The sequence below is a fragment of the Candidatus Manganitrophus noduliformans genome (assembly GCF_012184425.1).
Lineage (GTDB): Bacteria > Nitrospirota > Nitrospiria > SBBL01 > Manganitrophaceae > Manganitrophus > Manganitrophus noduliformans.
This window is the reverse complement of the sequence record NZ_VTOW01000005.1, coordinates 23,328-40,731: the sequence shown is the minus strand read 5'-3', so window position 1 is coordinate 40,731 and position 17,404 is coordinate 23,328. Positions and strand designations below refer to the sequence as shown.

The 17,404-nt window shown below is 57.3% G+C and carries 18 protein-coding genes; 13 read left to right on the top strand and 5 right to left on the bottom strand.

Annotated elements, in window-relative coordinates; all coding sequences use genetic code 11:
* The first annotated feature begins 9 nt into the window (after positions 1-9).
* The 6 genes from fliF to MNODULE_RS20135 are packed head-to-tail and all read left to right on the top strand — an operon-like array spanning position 10 to position 5,592.
* On the top strand, positions 10-1,584 hold the full coding sequence (gene fliF, locus MNODULE_RS20160; RefSeq protein ID WP_168062987.1) for a flagellar basal-body MS-ring/collar protein FliF: 1,575 nt from the start codon (positions 10-12) through the stop codon (positions 1,582-1,584).
* A 42-nt stretch (positions 1,585-1,626) separates the two neighbouring features.
* Complete coding sequence (fliG, locus tag MNODULE_RS20155; protein WP_168062986.1) at positions 1,627-2,628, top strand: flagellar motor switch protein FliG; 1,002 nt, start codon at positions 1,627-1,629, stop codon at positions 2,626-2,628.
* Positions 2,609-3,256: a FliH/SctL family protein gene (locus MNODULE_RS20150; protein ID WP_168062985.1), complete on the top strand. Its 648-nt coding sequence runs from the start codon at positions 2,609-2,611 to the stop codon at positions 3,254-3,256. Before fliG ends, MNODULE_RS20150 begins: the two co-directional genes overlap by 20 nt.
* The gene (locus MNODULE_RS20145) at positions 3,253-4,569 is read left to right on the top strand and encodes a FliI/YscN family ATPase (protein WP_168062984.1); all 1,317 of its coding nucleotides are present in this window, start codon (positions 3,253-3,255) and stop codon (positions 4,567-4,569) included. The genes MNODULE_RS20150 and MNODULE_RS20145 overlap by 4 nt, the downstream gene beginning before the upstream one ends.
* A 49-nt stretch (positions 4,570-4,618) precedes the next feature.
* On the top strand, positions 4,619-5,062 hold the full coding sequence (gene fliJ, locus MNODULE_RS20140; protein ID WP_168062983.1) for a flagellar export protein FliJ: 444 nt from the start codon (positions 4,619-4,621) through the stop codon (positions 5,060-5,062).
* The gene (locus tag MNODULE_RS20135) at positions 5,059-5,592 is read left to right on the top strand and encodes a MotE family protein (protein ID WP_168062982.1); all 534 of its coding nucleotides are present in this window, start codon (positions 5,059-5,061) and stop codon (positions 5,590-5,592) included. The genes fliJ and MNODULE_RS20135 overlap by 4 nt, the downstream gene beginning before the upstream one ends.
* A 20-nt stretch (positions 5,593-5,612) precedes the next feature.
* Here MNODULE_RS20135 and MNODULE_RS20130 read toward each other — a convergent pair whose 3' ends face one another.
* Positions 5,613-6,707: an HDOD domain-containing protein gene (locus MNODULE_RS20130; protein ID WP_168062981.1), complete on the bottom strand. Its 1,095-nt coding sequence runs from the start codon at positions 6,705-6,707 to the stop codon at positions 5,613-5,615.
* Between the two features lie 364 nt (positions 6,708-7,071).
* Between MNODULE_RS20130 and MNODULE_RS20125 the strand changes: the two genes are divergently transcribed.
* The 5 genes from MNODULE_RS20125 (at position 7,072) to MNODULE_RS20105 (ending at position 9,004) form a co-directional block, all read left to right on the top strand.
* On the top strand, positions 7,072-7,398 hold the full coding sequence (locus tag MNODULE_RS20125) for a DsrE family protein (RefSeq protein WP_168062980.1): 327 nt from the start codon (positions 7,072-7,074) through the stop codon (positions 7,396-7,398).
* Positions 7,399-7,429: 31 nt separating this feature from the next.
* Positions 7,430-7,876: a DsrE/DsrF/TusD sulfur relay family protein gene (locus MNODULE_RS20120; RefSeq protein WP_168062979.1), complete on the top strand. Its 447-nt coding sequence runs from the start codon at positions 7,430-7,432 to the stop codon at positions 7,874-7,876.
* A gap of 13 nt (positions 7,877-7,889) precedes the next feature.
* The gene (locus MNODULE_RS20115; RefSeq protein ID WP_168062978.1) at positions 7,890-8,276 is read left to right on the top strand and encodes a DsrE family protein; all 387 of its coding nucleotides are present in this window, start codon (positions 7,890-7,892) and stop codon (positions 8,274-8,276) included.
* Positions 8,277-8,399: 123 nt separating this feature from the next.
* Positions 8,400-8,576, top strand: coding sequence for a sulfurtransferase TusA family protein (locus MNODULE_RS20110; RefSeq protein WP_168062977.1), 177 nt, complete (start codon positions 8,400-8,402; stop codon positions 8,574-8,576).
* A 23-nt stretch (positions 8,577-8,599) separates the two neighbouring features.
* Positions 8,600-9,004, top strand: coding sequence for a DsrE family protein (locus tag MNODULE_RS20105; RefSeq protein ID WP_238339681.1), 405 nt, complete (start codon positions 8,600-8,602; stop codon positions 9,002-9,004).
* Here the strand turns inward: MNODULE_RS20105 and MNODULE_RS20100 are convergent.
* The 4 genes from MNODULE_RS20100 to MNODULE_RS20085 all read right to left on the bottom strand — a co-directional run bounded on the left by MNODULE_RS20100 (position 9,001) and on the right by MNODULE_RS20085 (position 11,699).
* Positions 9,001-9,477, bottom strand: a complete 477-nt coding sequence (locus MNODULE_RS20100) for a hypothetical protein (protein ID WP_168062975.1) — start codon at positions 9,475-9,477, stop codon at positions 9,001-9,003. The genes MNODULE_RS20105 and MNODULE_RS20100 overlap by 4 nt on opposite strands.
* A gap of 66 nt (positions 9,478-9,543) precedes the next feature.
* A complete protein-coding gene (locus MNODULE_RS20095) occupies positions 9,544-10,524 on the bottom strand; it encodes a formylglycine-generating enzyme family protein (RefSeq protein WP_168062974.1) in 981 nt (326 codons plus the stop codon).
* A 66-nt stretch (positions 10,525-10,590) separates the two neighbouring features.
* Positions 10,591-11,232 (bottom strand): hypothetical protein, encoded by a 642-nt coding sequence (locus tag MNODULE_RS20090; protein ID WP_168062973.1) that lies wholly within the window; start codon positions 11,230-11,232, stop codon positions 10,591-10,593.
* Positions 11,233-11,462: 230 nt separating this feature from the next.
* Positions 11,463-11,699: a response regulator transcription factor gene (locus tag MNODULE_RS20085; RefSeq protein ID WP_168062972.1), complete on the bottom strand. Its 237-nt coding sequence runs from the start codon at positions 11,697-11,699 to the stop codon at positions 11,463-11,465.
* Between the two features lie 285 nt (positions 11,700-11,984).
* On the opposite strand from MNODULE_RS20085, the gene MNODULE_RS20080 reads away from it, so the two are divergent.
* Both MNODULE_RS20080 and gltB read left to right on the top strand, forming a co-directional pair.
* Entirely contained in the window at positions 11,985-12,839 is an 855-nt protein-coding gene (locus MNODULE_RS20080; protein ID WP_168062971.1) for a TrmB family transcriptional regulator, read from the top strand.
* Positions 12,840-12,852: 13 nt separating this feature from the next.
* Complete coding sequence (gltB, locus tag MNODULE_RS20075) at positions 12,853-17,391, top strand: glutamate synthase large subunit (RefSeq protein WP_181071138.1); 4,539 nt, start codon at positions 12,853-12,855, stop codon at positions 17,389-17,391.
* Positions 17,392-17,404 lie beyond the last annotated feature (13 nt).

Genomic DNA, 17,404 nt, shown 5'->3' with positions numbered 1-17,404 from the left:
AGGTAAACCATGGCGGATATGTTTCAGCAGTTCAACGAACAGATGACCACCACCCCGCTGGCCAGAAAGATCGCCCTCTTGCTGGTTCTGGCGGCGACGGTTGCAGGGGGGGTCGTCCTCTGGCTTTGGGTGCAAAAACCGGAGCTTCAAATCCTCTATACCAACCTCTCTTCGGAGGACGCCGCTTCCGTGGTGGCCAAGCTGAAGGAAGGGCGCATCCCCTATGAGCTTTCGGCCGACAGCACCGCCGTGTCGGTTCCGGCGGAGCGGGTCCATGAGCTTCGTCTTCAAATGGCGGGCCAGGGGCTTCCGCAGGGAGGAGGGGTCGGGTTTGAGATCTTCGACCGGAACAGCTTCGGGACGACCGAATTCGTTCAAAAGCTGAACTATCGCAGGGCGCTTCAGGGAGAGCTGAGCCGAACCATCGGCCAGCTCGCCGAGGTGAGCAAAGCGCGGGTTCATCTCGTCGTTCCGGAGCGAACCCTCTTCTCCGAACGGAAAGAGCCGTCGCGCGCCTCGGTCGTCGTCACCCTTCGCGCCGGAAAACGGCTTTCCGAAGGACAGGTTCAGGGGATCATCCACCTCGTTTCGAGCAGTGTGGAGGGATTGAGCCCTCAGACCGTCACGGTGGTCGACAGTCACGGCCAGATCCTCTCGAGACCGGGCGACGGATCGTCCCCCGTCCAGATGACCTCCGCTCAGCTCGATTACCAGAAACATCTGGAAAAAGAAATCGAAGGGAAAATTCAGAGCATGCTGGAGACGGTCGTCGGGACCGGGAAGGCGGTGGTGCGGGTGACCAGTCTTCTGGACCTTCGCCAGGTCGAACACACTGAAGAAAAATTCGACCCCGATACACAGGTGGTGCGAAGCGAACAGCGCGCGCAGGAAGAGTTGAGCGGGAGCTCCGCCTCCGCCGGTTCGTCCGGCGTCCCCGGTGTTTTGTCCAACGTTCCTCCCGGGACGCAGGCGGGGTCCCCGGCCGGGGCCACCAGCACCAATAACTCGCAAAAGAAGAATGAAGTGATCAACTACGAAATCAGCAAAACGGTCAGCCGGATCATCGAGCCGTTCGGAACGATCCAAAAGCTCTCGGTCGCGGCATTGGTCGACGGCACCTATGAAGCCGCCGACGGAGACACCCCCCGGAAGTATCTCCCCCGGAACGCGGAGGAGATGGCCAAGCTGGAGGAGCTGGTCAAAAAAGCGATGGGATTCTCCGCGGAGCGGCAGGATCAGGTCGAGGTGGTCAATGTTCCTTTTGAATCCAACGCCCTCCTGGATGAAGAAACCGCCGCCGAGGAGCCAGCCGGAAACGCGTTCGCCCAGTGGCTTCCCTTCGTCCGCTATGGGATCGGCGTGGTCGTCGGGTTGATCGGCTTTATTTTTGTGGTTCGTCCCGTCCTCAAGGCTCTCCTCGCACCGTCGCCGACGCCGGTCGCTTACCCTCCCGTCCGGGGACAGATGTCGGCTCCCTTCGGAGAACTGCCAGGCGCGCCCGGGGCGGAGCAGATGGTTCAGATGGCGAGACAAAATCCTCAGGCTGCTACGAAGGTGGTCAAGCAATGGCTCAAAGAGAAATAATGCGATGGTCGGCCTCTTCTTTGAACAGCGTCGGATGAGGGAATGATGCGGAAATTGACCGGCGCCGATAAAACCGCGATTCTCCTGATGACCCTGGGGGAGGACCTTGCCTCGGAGGTCTTGAAGCATCTCGATCCGAAAGAGATCCGGAAGATCAGCGGGACCATTGCGAAACTCTCCGACATCTCCCAGGAGGAGGTCGATTCGGTCTTGGGCGAATTTGCAGAACAGGCGGGCACGGGGGGCGGCCCGAAGCTGGGGGGAAGAGATTATCTGCAACGGGTCTTGACGCGGGCGCTGGGCCAAGAAAAGGCGGCCAAGGTGATGGAAGGCTTCCCCGCCGCCGAAGAGGCCGGGCTGGAGGAATTGAAGTGGACCGAGCCGAAGGCATTGGCCGACCTCCTTCTCGCCGAGCACCCGCAGACGGTCGCCCTTATCCTCACCCACCTCGATTCCACCCAAGGAAGCCAAATCCTCAGCCAATTCCCGGAAGCGCTTCGCGCCGACATCGTCCTCCGGATGGCGACGCTGGAAGAGATCCCGCAGGGAATCATGAGGGAAATTACGGAAGCCCTTCAGGGGGAATTGAAACTGGTCAGCGCCCCGCCCGGAAAGAAGATCTCGGGGGTGAAGCTGGTCGCCGATCTCTTGAATCAGGTCGATCAAGCCACCGAGCAAGCGATTTTGGCCTCGATCTCCCAAAACAACCCGGAGCTGGCCGAAAAAATCAACCAATTGATGTTTACTTTCGACGACCTGATTCAGCTCGACGACCGGGGCATCCAAGAGATGCTCAAAGAGGTCAACAAGGATTCTCTCGCCGTTGCATTGAAGGCGGTCAAAGAAGAGGTCAAACAGAAGATCTTCCGGAACATGTCCGAGCGGGCGGTGTCGCTCCTCACCGAAGATATGGAAGTGCGCGGACCGGTCAAGGTCAGCGAAGTGGAAAAGACGCAGCAGGCGATCCTCAAGATTGTCCGGCGGTTGATCGACGAAGGGAAAATCGCACTCGGAGGAAAGGGAGATGGAGACGCACTTGTCTAAAGTGGTCCGTTCCGGAGAGACGAATGAAAAGGGAGTGTCGGCTTATACGTTGCGGGAGGTCTCCCCTGCGCTGTCGCACCCTTCGTCGTCTCTCCCCGACCAAATCGGGGGAAGACTCTCAGTGATCGAACGGGACGCTTACGAGCGTGGATTCGCATCGGGGGAGCGGGCCGGAAGGGAGTTGGGTCTCAAACAGGTCGAGGCCTCGCATCAACTCGTCGCACGATTGATCGAAGCGCTCCAGAAGGTCAAGCCGGCGCTTTTGGAGAATGCCGAAAAGGAGATCCTCCAGATCGCCGTCGCCGTCGCCCGGCGCATCCTCCGGCAGGAATTCAGCCACAATCCGGAGCATCTTCTCGGGGCGATTCGCGCCGTTCTCCAAAAGATGGGCCAGATCGAATCATTGGTGATCCGTCTCCATCCGCACGATCTGGAACGCCTCCGGAAGGAGCGGAATAAAGTGGTAGAATTGGTCGGAAACGTGCAGTGGTTCCGGCTGGAGCCCGATGCAACCCTTCTCCAGGGAGAGTGCCTCGTGGAGAGCAACGATCAGATCGTCGATCTGAGGATCGACAGCCAACTCTCGGTGATTGAAGAAGAACTCCTAAAAACAGACGACTCGAAATGAAACCGACGACGGCAAAATACCTCGACCAACTCGAAGGAATCGATCCGGCCCCTCCCTATGGACGGGTTTCTCAGGCGATCGGTCTGGTTCTCGAAGGGCATGCCTCGATCTCCGCCATCGGCGAAGTGTGCGAGATCTCCTCCCTCGGGATCGGAACGCGGCTCCTGGCGGAGGTGGTCGGCTTTCGCGAGAACAAGGTTTTACTGATGCCCCTCGGAGAGCTCGCCGGGATCGGTCCGGGAAGCTCCATCGTCAGCCGCGGGCATCAAGCGACCGCGGCGGTCGGGGAAAGTCTGTTGGGAAGGGTCATCGACGGCCTTGGGAACCCCATCGATGGGAAAGGCCCCCTGAAAGAGAGCGAAACGCACCCGCTTTACCTCTCCCCGCCCAACCCCCTCGAACGGCGACGGATTACCCGTCCGCTGGATCTCGGAATCCGAGCCATCAACGGACTGCTTACCTGCGGGAGCGGGCAGCGGATGGGGATCTTCGCCGGCAGCGGCGTCGGAAAGAGTGTCCTGATGGGAATGATCGCCCGATTCACCGCCGCCGACGTGAACGTCATTGCATTGATCGGCGAGCGCAGCCGGGAGGTCAAAGAGTTCATCGAGAAAGACCTTGGAGAAGAGGGGCTTCGCCGCTCGGTCGTCGTGGTCGCCACCTCCGACCAACCCCCGCTCGTCCGCCGCCGGGGGGCGTTCCTTTCAATGACAATCGCCGAATATTTTCGAAACCGGGGGGGTCAGGTCCTCTTGATGATGGATTCGCTCACCCGCCTCGCCCACGCGCAGCGGGAAATCGGTCTCGCCATCGGGGAGCCGCCGACGACAAAGGGGTATACCCCCTCCGTTTTCGCCCTCCTCCCGAAATTTCTTGAACGGGCCGGCACCGGTTCCGGCGCCGGAACGATCACCGGTCTCTTCACCGTCCTGGTCGAAGGAGACGACCTGAACGATCCGATCCCCGACGCCGTCCGCTCGATTCTGGACGGGCACATCGTTCTCTCGCGCGAACTGGCGGCGCAGAACCAATACCCGGCGATCGATCTTCTCAACAGCACCAGCCGCGTGATGATCGATTTGATCAATCCGGATCATCTGGAGCTGGCGCGGAGTTTCTCCGATCTGATGGCGAATTACAAAAAGGTAGAAGATCTCATCAACATCGGCGCCTATAAACCGGGAAGCAATCCGAAAGTCGATCAGGCGCTGGCCCGATGGGATCGGATCCAAGCGTATCTTCGTCAACGAATCAATGAAAAGGTCGATTTCCAGGAAAGCCTTCAGGCGCTGCGGAAAGTCGTCAGAGAGTGAAGGAAGAAGTGAGAAGGGTCGCCCCCGTCATGTTACTTAAAGAGGAGCCATGCCCCGATACCAATCAAAATTAGACGCCGTGCTTCGACAACGGAAGCGTCGCGAGGGAGAGGTTCAAGAAGAGTTCATTGAAATGAAACACGACCTCGACACGGCGCAAGATCAGCTCCATCGCCTTCACAGTGAATTGGAATCGGCTCTGAAAGATCTGGCAGAGCAGCAGGTAAAGGGGATCGCTCCCGGCGAGCTCGATCTTTATTATCGCCTCATCAAGCATCAGTACGATCGGCTGGAGGAGCGGCGGAAAGCCCTCCGGCATCTCGCCGATCGATGCGAGAAAAAACGGGAGGACCTGCTTGAAGCAACCCGCGAGAAAAAAGTGGTGGAAAAAATAGAGGAAAAAAGAAAAGGTCTCTATTTAAAAGAGCTCGAGAAAAAAGAACGGAATCTTCTCGATGAATTGGCCGGACGTCCGAAGCGGGAGTCGCCATGATCTCTCCGCAAAAGGCCCTCCTGCTCGCTCTCTTCTTCTTTTTTCCAGCGATCTCTCCCCTCTCTGCCCAAACAGAGCCGGTGAAGGCGGGGGAAATGATCACCGACACCCCTCCTCCCTCCCCTCTCCCCGATTTGTCCGCCCCGGCCGCGATGATCGAGGCGATCGAGCAAAGAAAGAACGAGCTCGAAAAAAGATCTCGAGCGCTCGATCAAAAAGAAGAACGGCTTCGGCTGATGGAGCAAGAGGTCGGTCAGATGCTTAAAAAATACTCCGAAATCCGAGAGGCATTGGAAGAAAAAGAGAAGAAACGGAAACTGACCGAAGATGAACAGCTCGGACGGCTCGCAAAGATGTATGCGGTGATGCCGCCGGAAGAGGCGGCCGCGCGGATCGAAAAAATGGATGAATCGCTTGCGCTGACCCTTTTGGGAAAGATTAAGGAAAAGAGCGCCGCTCAAATCTTGACCAACTTAAGCCCGGTCAAGGCGGCCAAGCTGACGGAAAAACTGGCAAGGCCCCGCCGATAACCTCTTTAACACCGAAACGATCAAGAGAGTTGCTTTAAGAGATCTTTGATCTTATCGAGACGTTCCAGGAGAAGCGTCTCGCGTTCTCTGGAGAAGCGCGCCGCCTCTCCCAGACCGTCCGCAAAAACATCGATTTCTTCTTCGGGACAGCCCAAACCGAACCGATGACAGTACCGGTCGGCGAGCGCGACCAAAGCGACCAGCCGCGGCCGCTCGGCGGCCTGTCTGAAGGTGTGATGATGGCGAATTATTTCCTTCAGCCAAGATTGAAGCTTCCATGCAGTTGCAACGAAACCGCCCGCGTTCCCATGATATTCGGCGAGAACAACCTTCAGGTCGTCCTCGCTCCAATCACGGTCCACCCACGACCGTTTTTTCTGAATTTGGGCCTCCCCTTCCAGCGCCGTGTAGATCACCAGTCGTCCGATATCGTGCAACAACCCCCCCAAGAAGGCATCCTCCTTCTCTTTCACTCCGGTGATCTCCGCGAGAAGCGCCGCAAGGTAGGCGCAGGCGACCGCATGTTGATTGAGCCGGCGGCACTCTTCGCGATAAATCCCGCCGGCGAACTCCTTTGAGAGCATCGAAAATCCGAGCACCAAAATTCGGACCTGATCGAGCCCGATCCGCGTGATCGCGTTGGGCAGGGTTTCAAACTTGTAGACCCCTCCGTAAAAAGTCGAATTGGCAATCCGCATAATATTCGATGTAATGGCTTGATCATTGGCGATGATCTTGGCAAGATCCATCGAGCCGGCATTATGTCCCATCATCAGGATGCGCTCGGCCACATGGGGCATCGGCGGAACCTGAAAATTGCTGTCGCTCATTTTTTTAGCAACGAGGGCCCTGAGAATCTCCTCTCCCCGCTTTGCGTCTTGGGCGGCCGCAGGCGGTTTGCCTTCACCCCCGATCGGGCGCTTCTCGATCAGCTCCTCGATCGCCTGCTTCACGGTGAGCCCCGATTTTCCGGGGGCCGTCTCTTCGTCTCGCTGGTCGTCCGAACGGTTTCCTACGGCGGAAGGAGCATCCGGTTTTTTATCGACCCGGAGTTCGATCTCTTTTTGGCAGTGGGGACAGACAATGATTGCCTGTGGGGGCTGCTCCGTATTCATCGACTCTCCTGATTCGAGAGGGGGCCGGTCACTTTGATCCATTTCAGCCGCTCACCGCTCCTTTTGACTTACGAAATAAACTGCAGAGGACAACTTCCGAGTAAAAGTATAGCATACCGAATTGCCGTGAACTTTCCCGTCATCTTTGAAACTTACGGACAAAGGTTCCAATCGCCTGAGGATCAACCCGATAAAGGCCTTGACAAGCCCGGAAACCCTTCGTTATAGTCAAAAGCCTATCGGAATATTCTTCCAGCGTCCTTACATTTTATTGAATGGATGCATTCGCGTTTTTTATCACGTCCGGAAGTTCGCAAGCTCAAATCGGAAAAGTGTCGTTCATACAGAGTTAGGAGGAGAGAACATGGCTCGTTATCTCATCGTCGATAGCCGCGATTTGACGGAATATACGAACGGCCGCTATATCCAGAAGGTGGCCTCCAAATTAAAAGAGGATGGAAATGAGGTGACCCTTTTTCTGATCGAAAACGGCGTCATCGCCGCCCGAAAGGGGGGGGATATCGGAAAGAATCTGACCGACCTCTCGAAGCGAGGCGCCAAAGTCATGGTCGACGATATCTCGTGCAAGGCCCGCGGCGTCGCACAGCTTGCCGATGGAGTGACACAGTCGAACGTTGATCAGTTGGCGGACCTGATCACGGAGGGATCGGATAAGGTCATTTGGTATTAAAACGAATTCTTCAAAACTTTAGGAGGAAACAATGGCTACTGCAACCGCACCGACTGCGGCACCGGCAAAAGTAAAAAGGGTTGCGATCGTCCTGGCGACCGGCTCCTACCAACGCGAGGCGCCGACCACCGTTCTCCGGCTGGTCGAGAAACTGCTCCAGAGGGGGGTTGATGTGAACGTCTGGGCCTTCGAGGAAGCGGTCACCCTGACCAACAAAGATCAAATCGATCACAACGAGCCTGGTTCGCTGCAGAAAGTCTTGGGCGAGAAACACCCGAACGTCGGCCGATTCATCGATCAGTTGATCCGCGCCGGCCTTCACGGCGCCAAGCTAGACTGGGTTTCCTGCATTCTCTGCGTGCAAGAGCGGGGGGTCGAGAAACACCAGATGGGGGGATCGATCGTCGGGACCCTCGGTGATCTCTGGAAATTCATCAAGGCGGCCGACCGGGTGATCTGCATTCCCACCTACCGATAACGGAGATAAAAAGATGGCAAACAAGGTGCTGGTTATTTTCGAAAAACCGATCTATCTTAGTTTTGAGCCGGTCGATCCGCATGTCTTCGCCACCGCCCTCGGCGTTTCCGACACCCCGGTGGAGGTCAACGTCCTCCTGCGCGATTCGGCCGTGACCTACGGCATCAAAAATCAGCAGGTCAACGCCAAGATCGCCGGCCAGGACATCATGCTCCATGAAACCTCTCCTGAAAAGGTGATGACCTTCATGATCGAGCACGGCGCCAAGGTCCGCGCGGTGGCGGAAGACATGAAAATACGCGGAATCAATAAAGAGGATATGGTTCAGGGGGTCGAAATCATCAGCGAGGATGATTCGATCCGTTTATTGGAAGAGCACGACAGTGTCATGGTCTGGTAAACCGACCGGACTTCACGGAGCAATTTTCTGAGTCTGAACGTCACAAAAGTTTTAAACGTCACGGAGTACTTCAACCCGATCGACTGCCGCAGCCTCGGCGTCATCCGGACGACCCTGGCACCGATGGAAAAAGGAGAGATCCTGGAAGTCCACGGAAACCGGTTCCAACAGCGGGAAATCACCGCCTGGACGAATAAGTTCAAACATCCGATCGTGAAGATCGAAGATGTCGACGGGCTTGTGAAGATATTCATCGAGAAGGGCGGGCTAACCAGTGTTCAGCCTCCTAAAAATGTTTAAGAGCGAGTGAACAAGTGAAGAAGATGGCGATCATCGTCACCCGGGGGACGCACAATAACTTTGTGACCGTTTTTACAATGGTGATGGCCGCCGCCGTCTGCGAGATGTCTGTTCGTATCTTCTTCCGGGACGAGGCGGTCTATAAACTCTCCCGGAAAAAAATCTCCGAGCTGAACCTTTCGGAGGTCTACCGCGGGGTCGAAAATGAGTTAAAGAAAAACTATGAAGCGACCGGAATGGTCGACCTTCAGAAAGTGATTCAGGATGTCAAATCACAGGGCGATGTGAAGCTCTATACCTGCACCTCCTCCATGGCGCTCGCCGGTCTGACGCAAGAAGCGCTGATTCCGGAAATCGACGAGCCGCGCGGCCTAACCTCCTTCCTCTTGGAAGAGATGGACGATGCCGACATGATCCTTAGCTTCTAGTCGCCGTTCCCCTCTTCCCCTGCATTCGGATCGAGCGTTTGATCCCTCTCTTTTGGATCTTCTTCCCCGGCACTTTTCTGTTGAAATTCTTCCTTCACCCTTCCCCCCAAAAGATAAAACATCGAGACAAGATGCCCCATCAGCAGAAGGCCGAAAAACCATTTGAAAGAAACGGCCGAAGAGGGGGGATAGGTGACTGCGATCCGGAAGGGAAACGAAAAAACAAAGGTCGGCTGCTTTTTAAACATCAAGGGAAGAACAACCAAGATGAGCAGCGGCGAGAGGATCATCGCCAGCTTCCGGCCCCACGCCCGTCTCAACGCCACCCCTCCCGCGATAACGAATGAAGGAACGGCATAGATGAGACCGGTTGCAATCAAGAGCGGATGGTCGAATTGAAAATACGGGACAAAACAGATCAGCGCCGTGGCGAGATAGAAAAGCGCAACAAGACCGATTCCCCTCCGGACCATTCTAAAACCTGAAATGACGGGAGGCGGGTAGCATTAGTTTACCCCTTACGCCTCGCCTTTCATGCCTCACGGATTTTTTGCCTCCGACTTGGCGCAGCGGAATCCGGCGGAGATCGCCTTGGTCGCCGGCGACAGGGAAATTCGGTTGAAAGTTTGGAAGGAGAGGCCGCAGTTATAATAGCTGCAGTCGAAGAAGGAGCCTCCCCGGAGAACCCTCAACTTCTCACCGTAGTTCGGATGCGGCACCTTGTTTCCCGGGTAAGGAAGGAACCAGTCGGCGGTCCACTGAAAGACGTTTCCGGACATGTCGTAAAGTCCATAAGGACTCCTCCCCTCCGGAAAGGCATTCACCGGCGTCGTATCCTTAATCCCCTCCGGAGGAACATTCGCCCGCTTGGCCTCGAACCGCGCTCCCCACGGAAACATTCTTCCATCGGTGCCCCGCGCCGCCTTCTCCCATTCGGCCTCCGTCGGAAGACGCTTCCCTACCCATCTGCAATAGGCGTCGGCATCGAACCAGCTGACGAAGGTCACCGGATGATTCGCCTTGCCCGCCGGATACTGATCGCGATTCCAATGAGAAGGGGGGAATCGTCCCGTCGCATCGACAAATCGCTTGTAATGCGCGTTCGTCACATCGTACAGATCGATAGAGTAGTCGTCCAGGTGCACCTTGTGCCGGGGGCTTGCATTCTTTTTAAAGAAGTCCTCTCCCATGATAAACTCTCCGGCCGGGATTAAGACCATCTTCTGTTCGATGATCTCCTCCCCTTTTTTCGGCTCAATCGCCCGGACCGCCCGCCGGAAGTAGGCCTCCAGTCCCAAGATATCGCCCAGGTTGTGAAGCCGGTGGCAGTTCACGCACCAGGGGTCTCGGGAATCGTCGATCTGATGCCGGGCCGGCCCCTTGTGGCAGAGGCGGCACTCCTTACGCGCGGCGGGGTCGGCCAAATTCGGTTCGATCGTCTGGCCCGATGTCGATCCGAAGAAAAGAAGACCCGCTCCGGAAATCAGAAAGAAAAGAAAACTCAGCCACTTCCGTTTCATGGGGTGAGATCTTAACACATTTCAAAGGACGTGTGTAGGGGCCCGGCGGGATCGAGGACGGGGCCGCTACCACCGAATTGCCAGCCCCAAAAGGTAGGCTTTCGATCCCCGACTCACCCAGGGGGCCCACCGGGACTCCGGATAAAAGTATCGGTATGTATCGAACGCCGCCGGCAAAAAAATGAGGGTCGCCATCCATTTGTCGCTCACGTCAAGCGCCTCCGACATCCCGCGAAGATCGCCGTCGGGGTCTTTCCGACCGATTAGGGCATATCCGGCCGATACAATAATATCGAAGGCGAGAACCCCCTTCAAAAACGGCCTGCGCTCCCCACGGAGATTCGGATGCAGCGTCAGGATGAGTTCGGAGGTGATATTCTGGCTGTTGATTCCGGCCGAGGCGATCGCATACTGCTTCTGCGCTCCGTCGGAGACCGGCCTTCCCGCCTCATCGGTATACCGGATATTTCCGTTCTCATCCCTGGTCGAGACGAGGTCATATCGGACGACGACAAACGGAATCGGTTTCCCGCGCGATTCGAGCCGCGCATCAAAACCGAGCGACTCGGCCGCCAGGGCGTGCGCCCCTTCGTGTAAGATGAACCCGGCCGCCCCTCCCGCAAGGAACCATCCATATTCGGAAGGGTTCCATTCCTCCGCAGCCGCCGCTTTTTCCTCTGCGAACAAGAATAGAAAAAAGATCGACACAAGCCGAATGATCCGATCCGTCGTGAAAATCCGATCCAGAGGGTTCTCCTTCTGAGCGTCAAATCGTCTGGATATACCTCAACCGGCGCAGAAAGGCAAATTTTAAAGTTGTCTCTGTTTTAAACGGAATGAGACTATAGAAATTTCTACAGAATTGAAACCGGTAATGACCTAAGATTAAACGGAGGAAGGAACTGTTCGGTATCGGGGGATAAAGCGATGACTTCGAACTACTCTTCTATCTCTATCTTAATCAATTTTTTTTGGATGGCATAGATAATCAACTGAGAAACGTGGTTAAAACCGAGTTTGTTGTTGATATTTGTACGATGGGTTTCTACGGTTTTGATTTGGATCCCAAGCTTCTCGGCAATATCTTTATTCTTATAACCTTCTGCCACGTAACGAATGACTTCTATTTCCCTAGGAGTCAACGGTCTGCGTTCGTTCTTCTTGTCCTTCTGCATTGGTGACTTTTATCATCCTCTGGTTAAATGGGTAAATACCGTTTCGGATTTTAGATCTTAACGAATGCGCTTAATCCAATTCAATACTAATGGTGAATAGGTATAAAGATCCTGAATACCTCAAGAAACCGCGCAACCCGTAAACGGCGTGAGACGAGCATCCCCCCGCGCCTCTGATCCGCTTCCCTTTTACACACGCTCCATTCCCTTTTTCTTCTTGACAACAAGATCAACCGCGTGTTAGTTAGAGGAATTATCAGCCTAGTCACTACCCCAGTAGTGAGGATGGCCTTCACAGAGGTCGAACCCTTCTTGAAAACGTTAAAGATAAGAGAAATCATCAGCCAATTCTCCGAGATCGGTTTCTCGGAATATGAGGCGAAATCTTATCTCGCCCTGGTTCAAAAAAACCCGTCGACCGCCTATGAGATCGGCAAGGAATCGGGGGTTCCTTCCTCCAAAATCTATGAGGTCCTCAATAAGCTGAAAGAGAAAGGGATGATCGTCACCGTCGACGAGGAAGACGGGAGGGCCAAGCGCTATATCCCCCAGCACCCGGATGAATTCCTCTCTCAATACCAACACGGCGTTCAGAAGACCCTCCAATCGCTGCGCGACGTCTTCAGCGGATTGAACGGGAACAAAGAGGCGAGCTACGTCTGGAACATCGTGGACCATGACCGGCTGGTCGAGAAAGCCTTCCAGATGATCGAATCGGCGAAAAAGGTGATTCTCCTCTCCCTCTGGAACGAAGAGCTCGCCGCCCTCGAAGGTCCCCTCCGCGCCGCCGAGCAGCGCGGCGTCCGGATCGCCCTGGTTCATTTCGGTCCCCCCAAGCTCCGCGTGGGGCGGGTCTATTACCACCCGATCGAAGACACCCTCTATGCCGAGAAACAAGGACGCGCGCTGGTGATCGTGGTCGATTCACAGGAAGTGTTGATGGGGAACATCAGCCGAGAAGGAAAAACCGAAGGAGCCTGGAGCCGGAACAGAGGATTCACGATGATCGCGGAAGATTACGTGAAGCACGATATTTATATCGCCAAGATCATCAGCCGGTTCGAAAAAGAGTTGATCCAAAAGTTCGGTGAAAAATACGTCACGCTTCGCAATGTTTTCGAGGATGAAGTCCTTTCTTAGGAGTCCGATCCCCATGAAGAAACACGGCGCGTCAGAGAATCGACCCGGCTTCCCCGCCAAACAGGGCCTTTACGATCCGCAGTTCGAAAAAGATTCTTGCGGCATCGGCTTCGTCGCCGACATCCAGGGCCGCCGCTCGCACGATATCATCCAAAAAGGGCTGCAAGTGCTCGAGAACCTTTCCCATCGGGGCGCCGTCGGCTGCGATCCCTGCACGGGGGACGGCGCCGGCATTCTTCTCCAGGTCCCCCATACCTTCCTGAAACGGACCTGCGGCGAGATCGGCATCGCGCTGCCGGAGCCGGGGCAGTACGGGGTCGGAATGATCTTTCTTCCCCCCTCCCCCGCCGATCGCCGCGCCTGCGAGACCCTTTTTGAAAAGATCATCGTCGAAGAAGGCCAGCGCTTTCTCGGCTGGCGGGACGTGCCGACCAAAGAGGACCATGTCGGAGAGGTCGCGCGCCGGACCGTCCCGGCGATCCGCCAGATCTTCATCGCCCGCAATAACTTGAATGAGACCGAGTTCGAACGGAAATTGTACGTCATCCGAAGGAGGGTGGAGAACGCCGTCCACCGGTCCGACATCGCGGAGCGAAAATATTTCTATATTCCCAGTCTCTCATGCAATACGATCATTTACAAGGGGCTCCTCCTCCCCTCTCAGATTCCCCTTTTCTATCCCGATCTCGCCGACGCGCAGGTGGTGAGCGCCCTGGCCCTGGTCCACTCCCGCTTCTCGACGAACACCTTTCCGTCGTGGCCGCTGGCCCACCCTTACCGCTATATCTGCCACAACGGCGAGATCAATACCCTGAAGGGGAACGTCAATTGGATGCGGGCGCGTCAAGGCCGCCTCTCTTCCGAGCTCTTCGGGGAAGAGATCGAAAAGCTCTTCCCGATCATCGGAGAGAACCAGAGCGACTCCGCCTGCTTCGACAACGCGCTGGAGTTTCTGATGATGGGAGGCCGCTCCCTGCCGCATGCGATGATGATGCTGATCCCGGAGGCGTGGGCCGGCAATCCCGATATGGATCTCGACCGGCGCGGCTTCTACGAATACCACGCTTCGATGATGGAGCCGTGGGACGGCCCGGCCGCCGTCGCCTTCACCGACGGGAAGTTGATCGGGGCGACGCTCGACCGAAACGGCCTCCGCCCCGCCCGCTACCTCGTCACGAAGAACGACCTCGTTGTCCTCGCTTCCGAAGCGGGGGTCCTCTCCTTCGAACCGGAAGAGATCCGGGCCAAAGGAAGGCTTCAGCCGGGCAGGATGTTTCTGGTCGATACGGTCCAGGGGCGGATCATCGACGATCAGGAGATCAAGGCCGATATCTGCGGAAGGAAGCCGTATCGGTTCTGGATCATGGCCAACCGGATCAACATCGAAGATCTGCCGGAGCCGCTCAACCTCCTCCAGCCCGATCATATCTCCCTGCGGCAGCGGCAGCAGACCTTCGGCTACAGTCTCGAAGATCTGAAGATGATCATGACCCCGATGGCGGTCAACGGCGAGGAGCCGATCGGATCGATGGGAACCGACACCCCGCTCGCCGTCCTCTCGGACCGGCCGCAGCTCCTCTTCAAATACTTCAAGCAGCTCTTCGCCCAGGTGACCAACCCGCCGATCGATCCGATCCGGGAGCAGTTGGTGATGTCGCTCGTCACCAGCATCGGCCCCAAGTCGAACCTGCTGGGAGAGACGCCGGAGCATGCGCGCCGAATTCGCGTGCAGCAGCCGATCCTCACGAACGCCGATTTGGAGAAGATTCGAACGATCGCGGACGGCCACTTCAAGACACAGACGCTGCGGACGCTCTTCCCCGCGGCGGAAGGGCCGGCGGGACTGGCGCCCGCGCTGGAGCGGCTCTGCAAAGAGGCCTCCGAAGCGATCCGGGCGGGGTACAAGTTCATCATTCTCAGCGACCGGGGGGTGAATGCGGAGTGGGCGCCGATCCCCTCCCTGCTCGCCATCTCGGCCGTTCACCACCATCTGATCCGGGAGTGCACCCGGACCGAGGTGGGGCTGATCATCGAGAGCGGCGAGCCGCGCGAGGTTCACCACTTCGCCTGCCTGATCGGCTACGGCGCCGGATCGATCAATCCTTATCTCGCCTTCGAGACCCTCACCGACATGGCGCGGGAAGGATATTTCCCCGAGACGATCGACGAGCCGACCGCCGAAGCAAAATACATCAAATCGATCAACAAGGGACTTCTGAAAATCTTCTCGAAGATGGGAATCTCCACCGTCCAGAGCTACTGCGGGGCGCAGATCTTCGAAGCGATCGGATTGAACTCCGAATTGATCGACCGCTACTTCACCGGCACCCCCTCCCGGATCGAGGGAATCGGAATCGAAGCGCTGGCCGAGGAGGTCCTCCGCCGCCACACCCAGGCCCATGAGCTGACCCCGGCCAAGCAGCTCGATTACGGCGGGGAATATCATTACCGGATCCAGGCGGAACACCACAACTGGAACCCCGAAACGATCATGAAGCTCCAGCATGCGACCCAGAAGGAAAGTTATGCCACCTTCAAAGAGTTCAGCCGGGCGGTCGATGATGAGAGCCAAGCCCGGTCCAACCTCCGGGGACTCTTGGACCTTCACCTTCTCCCTACGCCGATCCCGCTTGATGAGGTCGAACCGGCCGCCGAGATTGTCAAACGCTTCACCACCGGCGCGATGTCGTTCGGCGCCATCAGCAAGGAAGCGCACGAAACGCTCGCAGTCGCGATGAACCGGATCGGCGCGAAGAGCAACACCGGCGAAGGAGGAGAAGACCCCGAACGTTATATTCCCCTGCCGAACGGCGACTCCAAATCGAGCGCGATCAAGCAGGTCGCCTCCGCCCGGTTCGGCGTAACGACGAACTATCTGATCAACGCCCGCGAGGTTCAAATCAAGATGGCGCAGGGGGCGAAGCCGGGAGAAGGGGGACAGCTGCCGGGACACAAGGTCGATGAGGTGATCGCCCGGATGCGCTATGCGACGCCGGGGGTCCAATTGATCTCCCCCCCGCCGCATCACGACATCTACTCAATCGAGGATCTGGCGCAGCTGATTTATGACTTGAAAAATGTCAATCCGCAGGCGGCCGTCTCGGTCAAGCTCGTCTCCGAGGTCGGCGTCGGAACCGTCGCGGCCGGCGTCGCCAAGGCGCACGCCGACAAGATCTTGATCTCGGGCGACTCCGGGGGAACCGGCGCCTCGCCGTGGAGCTCCGTGAAACATGCCGGCATTCCCTGGGAGCTGGGGTTAGCCGAGACGCAGCAGACGCTGGTTTTAAACGACCTGCGCGGACGGGTCCGGGTCGAAACCGACGGGCAGTTGAAGACCGGACGGGACGTCGTGATCGCCACGCTGCTGGGGGCCGAGGAGTTCGGCTTCTCGACGGCGCCGCTGATCGTTGAGGGGTGCATCATGATGCGCAAGTGCCATCTGAACACCTGCCCCGTCGGAATCGCGACGCAAGATCCGGTGCTTCGAAAGAAATTCACCGGCAAGCCGGAACATGTCGTCAATTACTTCTTTTATGTCGCCGAAGAGGTCCGCGAATTCATGGCGAAGCTCGGTTTTCGCACCTTCAAGGAGATGATCGGGCGGGTCGATAAGATCAAGGCGCGCAGGGCGATCGACCATTGGAAGGCCCGCGGCCTCGATCTCTCCCCGCTTCTGAAGCGGCCGGAGGTCGGTCCCGAAGTCGCCACGCACTGTGTGGCGTCGCAAGATCATGGGCTTGAGAGCGCGCTCGACCACCAGTTGATCAAGCTCGCCCGGCCCGCGCTGGAGGCGAATCGGAAAGTCGAAGTCTCCCTCCCGATTCGGAACATTCACCGGACGGTCGGGGCGATGCTCTCCGGCGAGATCACGAAGCGATTCGGCCCGGCGGGGCTTCCCCCCGACACGATTCACTTCAAGTTCGCCGGCTCGGCCGGCCAGAGCTTCGGGGCTTGGTGCGTCCACGGCCTCTCGCTCACCCTCGAAGGAGAATCGAACGACTACCTCGGCAAGGGGATGGCGGGGGGGCGAATCGTCGTCTACCCCCCGAAGGGGGTCACCTTCACCCCTGAAGAGACGATCCTGGTCGGCAACACCGTCCTCTACGGCGCCACCGGCGGGGAATGCTACCTCTACGGAAGGGCGGGAGAGCGCTTCGCCGTCCGCAACTCCGGCGCGCGCGCCGTCATCGAAGGGGTCGGGGACCACGGCTGCGAGTACATGACCGGCGGGGTCGTGGTGGTTCTCGGAAAGACCGGGCGCAACTTTGCGGCCGGCATGAGCGGCGGGATCGCCTTCGTCTACAATGAAGACGGTGCTTTCGAGCGGCGATGCAACCTGAGCATGGTGGAGCTCGACCCCCTTCGGGACAAAAAAGATCAGCTCCTTCTCAAAGAGCTGATTGAGAAGCATCTTGCCTACACAGGAAGCGCCAAGGCAAAGAAGATCCTCGCCGAATGGGAATGGGCCTTGCCGAAATTCGTACGCGTCATGTCGGTCGAGTACAAGAAGGTCCTGGCGCAACGGGCGCGGCAGAAAACGATGGCACATTAAAAGGACGGTTGGA

Coding starts and splice junctions, on each gene's coding strand:
- MNODULE_RS20120 (WP_168062979.1), top strand. CDS start 7,430: ATGGCTACTGCAACCGCACCGACTGCGGCACCGGCAAAAGTAAAAAGG.
- MNODULE_RS20095 (WP_168062974.1), bottom strand. CDS start 10,524: ATGAAACGGAAGTGGCTGAGTTTTCTTTTCTTTCTGATTTCCGGAGCG.
- fliJ (WP_168062983.1), top strand. CDS start 4,619: ATGCCCCGATACCAATCAAAATTAGACGCCGTGCTTCGACAACGGAAG.
- MNODULE_RS20105 (WP_238339681.1), top strand. CDS start 8,600: ATGGCGATCATCGTCACCCGGGGGACGCACAATAACTTTGTGACCGTT.
- gltB (WP_181071138.1), top strand. CDS start 12,853: ATGAAGAAACACGGCGCGTCAGAGAATCGACCCGGCTTCCCCGCCAAA.
- MNODULE_RS20145 (WP_168062984.1), top strand. CDS start 3,253: ATGAAACCGACGACGGCAAAATACCTCGACCAACTCGAAGGAATCGAT.
- fliG (WP_168062986.1), top strand. CDS start 1,627: ATGATGCGGAAATTGACCGGCGCCGATAAAACCGCGATTCTCCTGATG.
- MNODULE_RS20115 (WP_168062978.1), top strand. CDS start 7,890: ATGGCAAACAAGGTGCTGGTTATTTTCGAAAAACCGATCTATCTTAGT.
- MNODULE_RS20150 (WP_168062985.1), top strand. CDS start 2,609: ATGGAGACGCACTTGTCTAAAGTGGTCCGTTCCGGAGAGACGAATGAA.
- MNODULE_RS20110 (WP_168062977.1), top strand. CDS start 8,400: ATGGAAAAAGGAGAGATCCTGGAAGTCCACGGAAACCGGTTCCAACAG.
- fliF (WP_168062987.1), top strand. CDS start 10: ATGGCGGATATGTTTCAGCAGTTCAACGAACAGATGACCACCACCCCG.
- MNODULE_RS20130 (WP_168062981.1), bottom strand. CDS start 6,707: ATGAATACGGAGCAGCCCCCACAGGCAATCATTGTCTGTCCCCACTGC.
- MNODULE_RS20080 (WP_168062971.1), top strand. CDS start 11,985: ATGGCCTTCACAGAGGTCGAACCCTTCTTGAAAACGTTAAAGATAAGA.
- MNODULE_RS20085 (WP_168062972.1), bottom strand. CDS start 11,699: ATGCAGAAGGACAAGAAGAACGAACGCAGACCGTTGACTCCTAGGGAA.
- MNODULE_RS20100 (WP_168062975.1), bottom strand. CDS start 9,477: ATGGTCCGGAGGGGAATCGGTCTTGTTGCGCTTTTCTATCTCGCCACG.
- MNODULE_RS20135 (WP_168062982.1), top strand. CDS start 5,059: ATGATCTCTCCGCAAAAGGCCCTCCTGCTCGCTCTCTTCTTCTTTTTT.
- MNODULE_RS20125 (WP_168062980.1), top strand. CDS start 7,072: ATGGCTCGTTATCTCATCGTCGATAGCCGCGATTTGACGGAATATACG.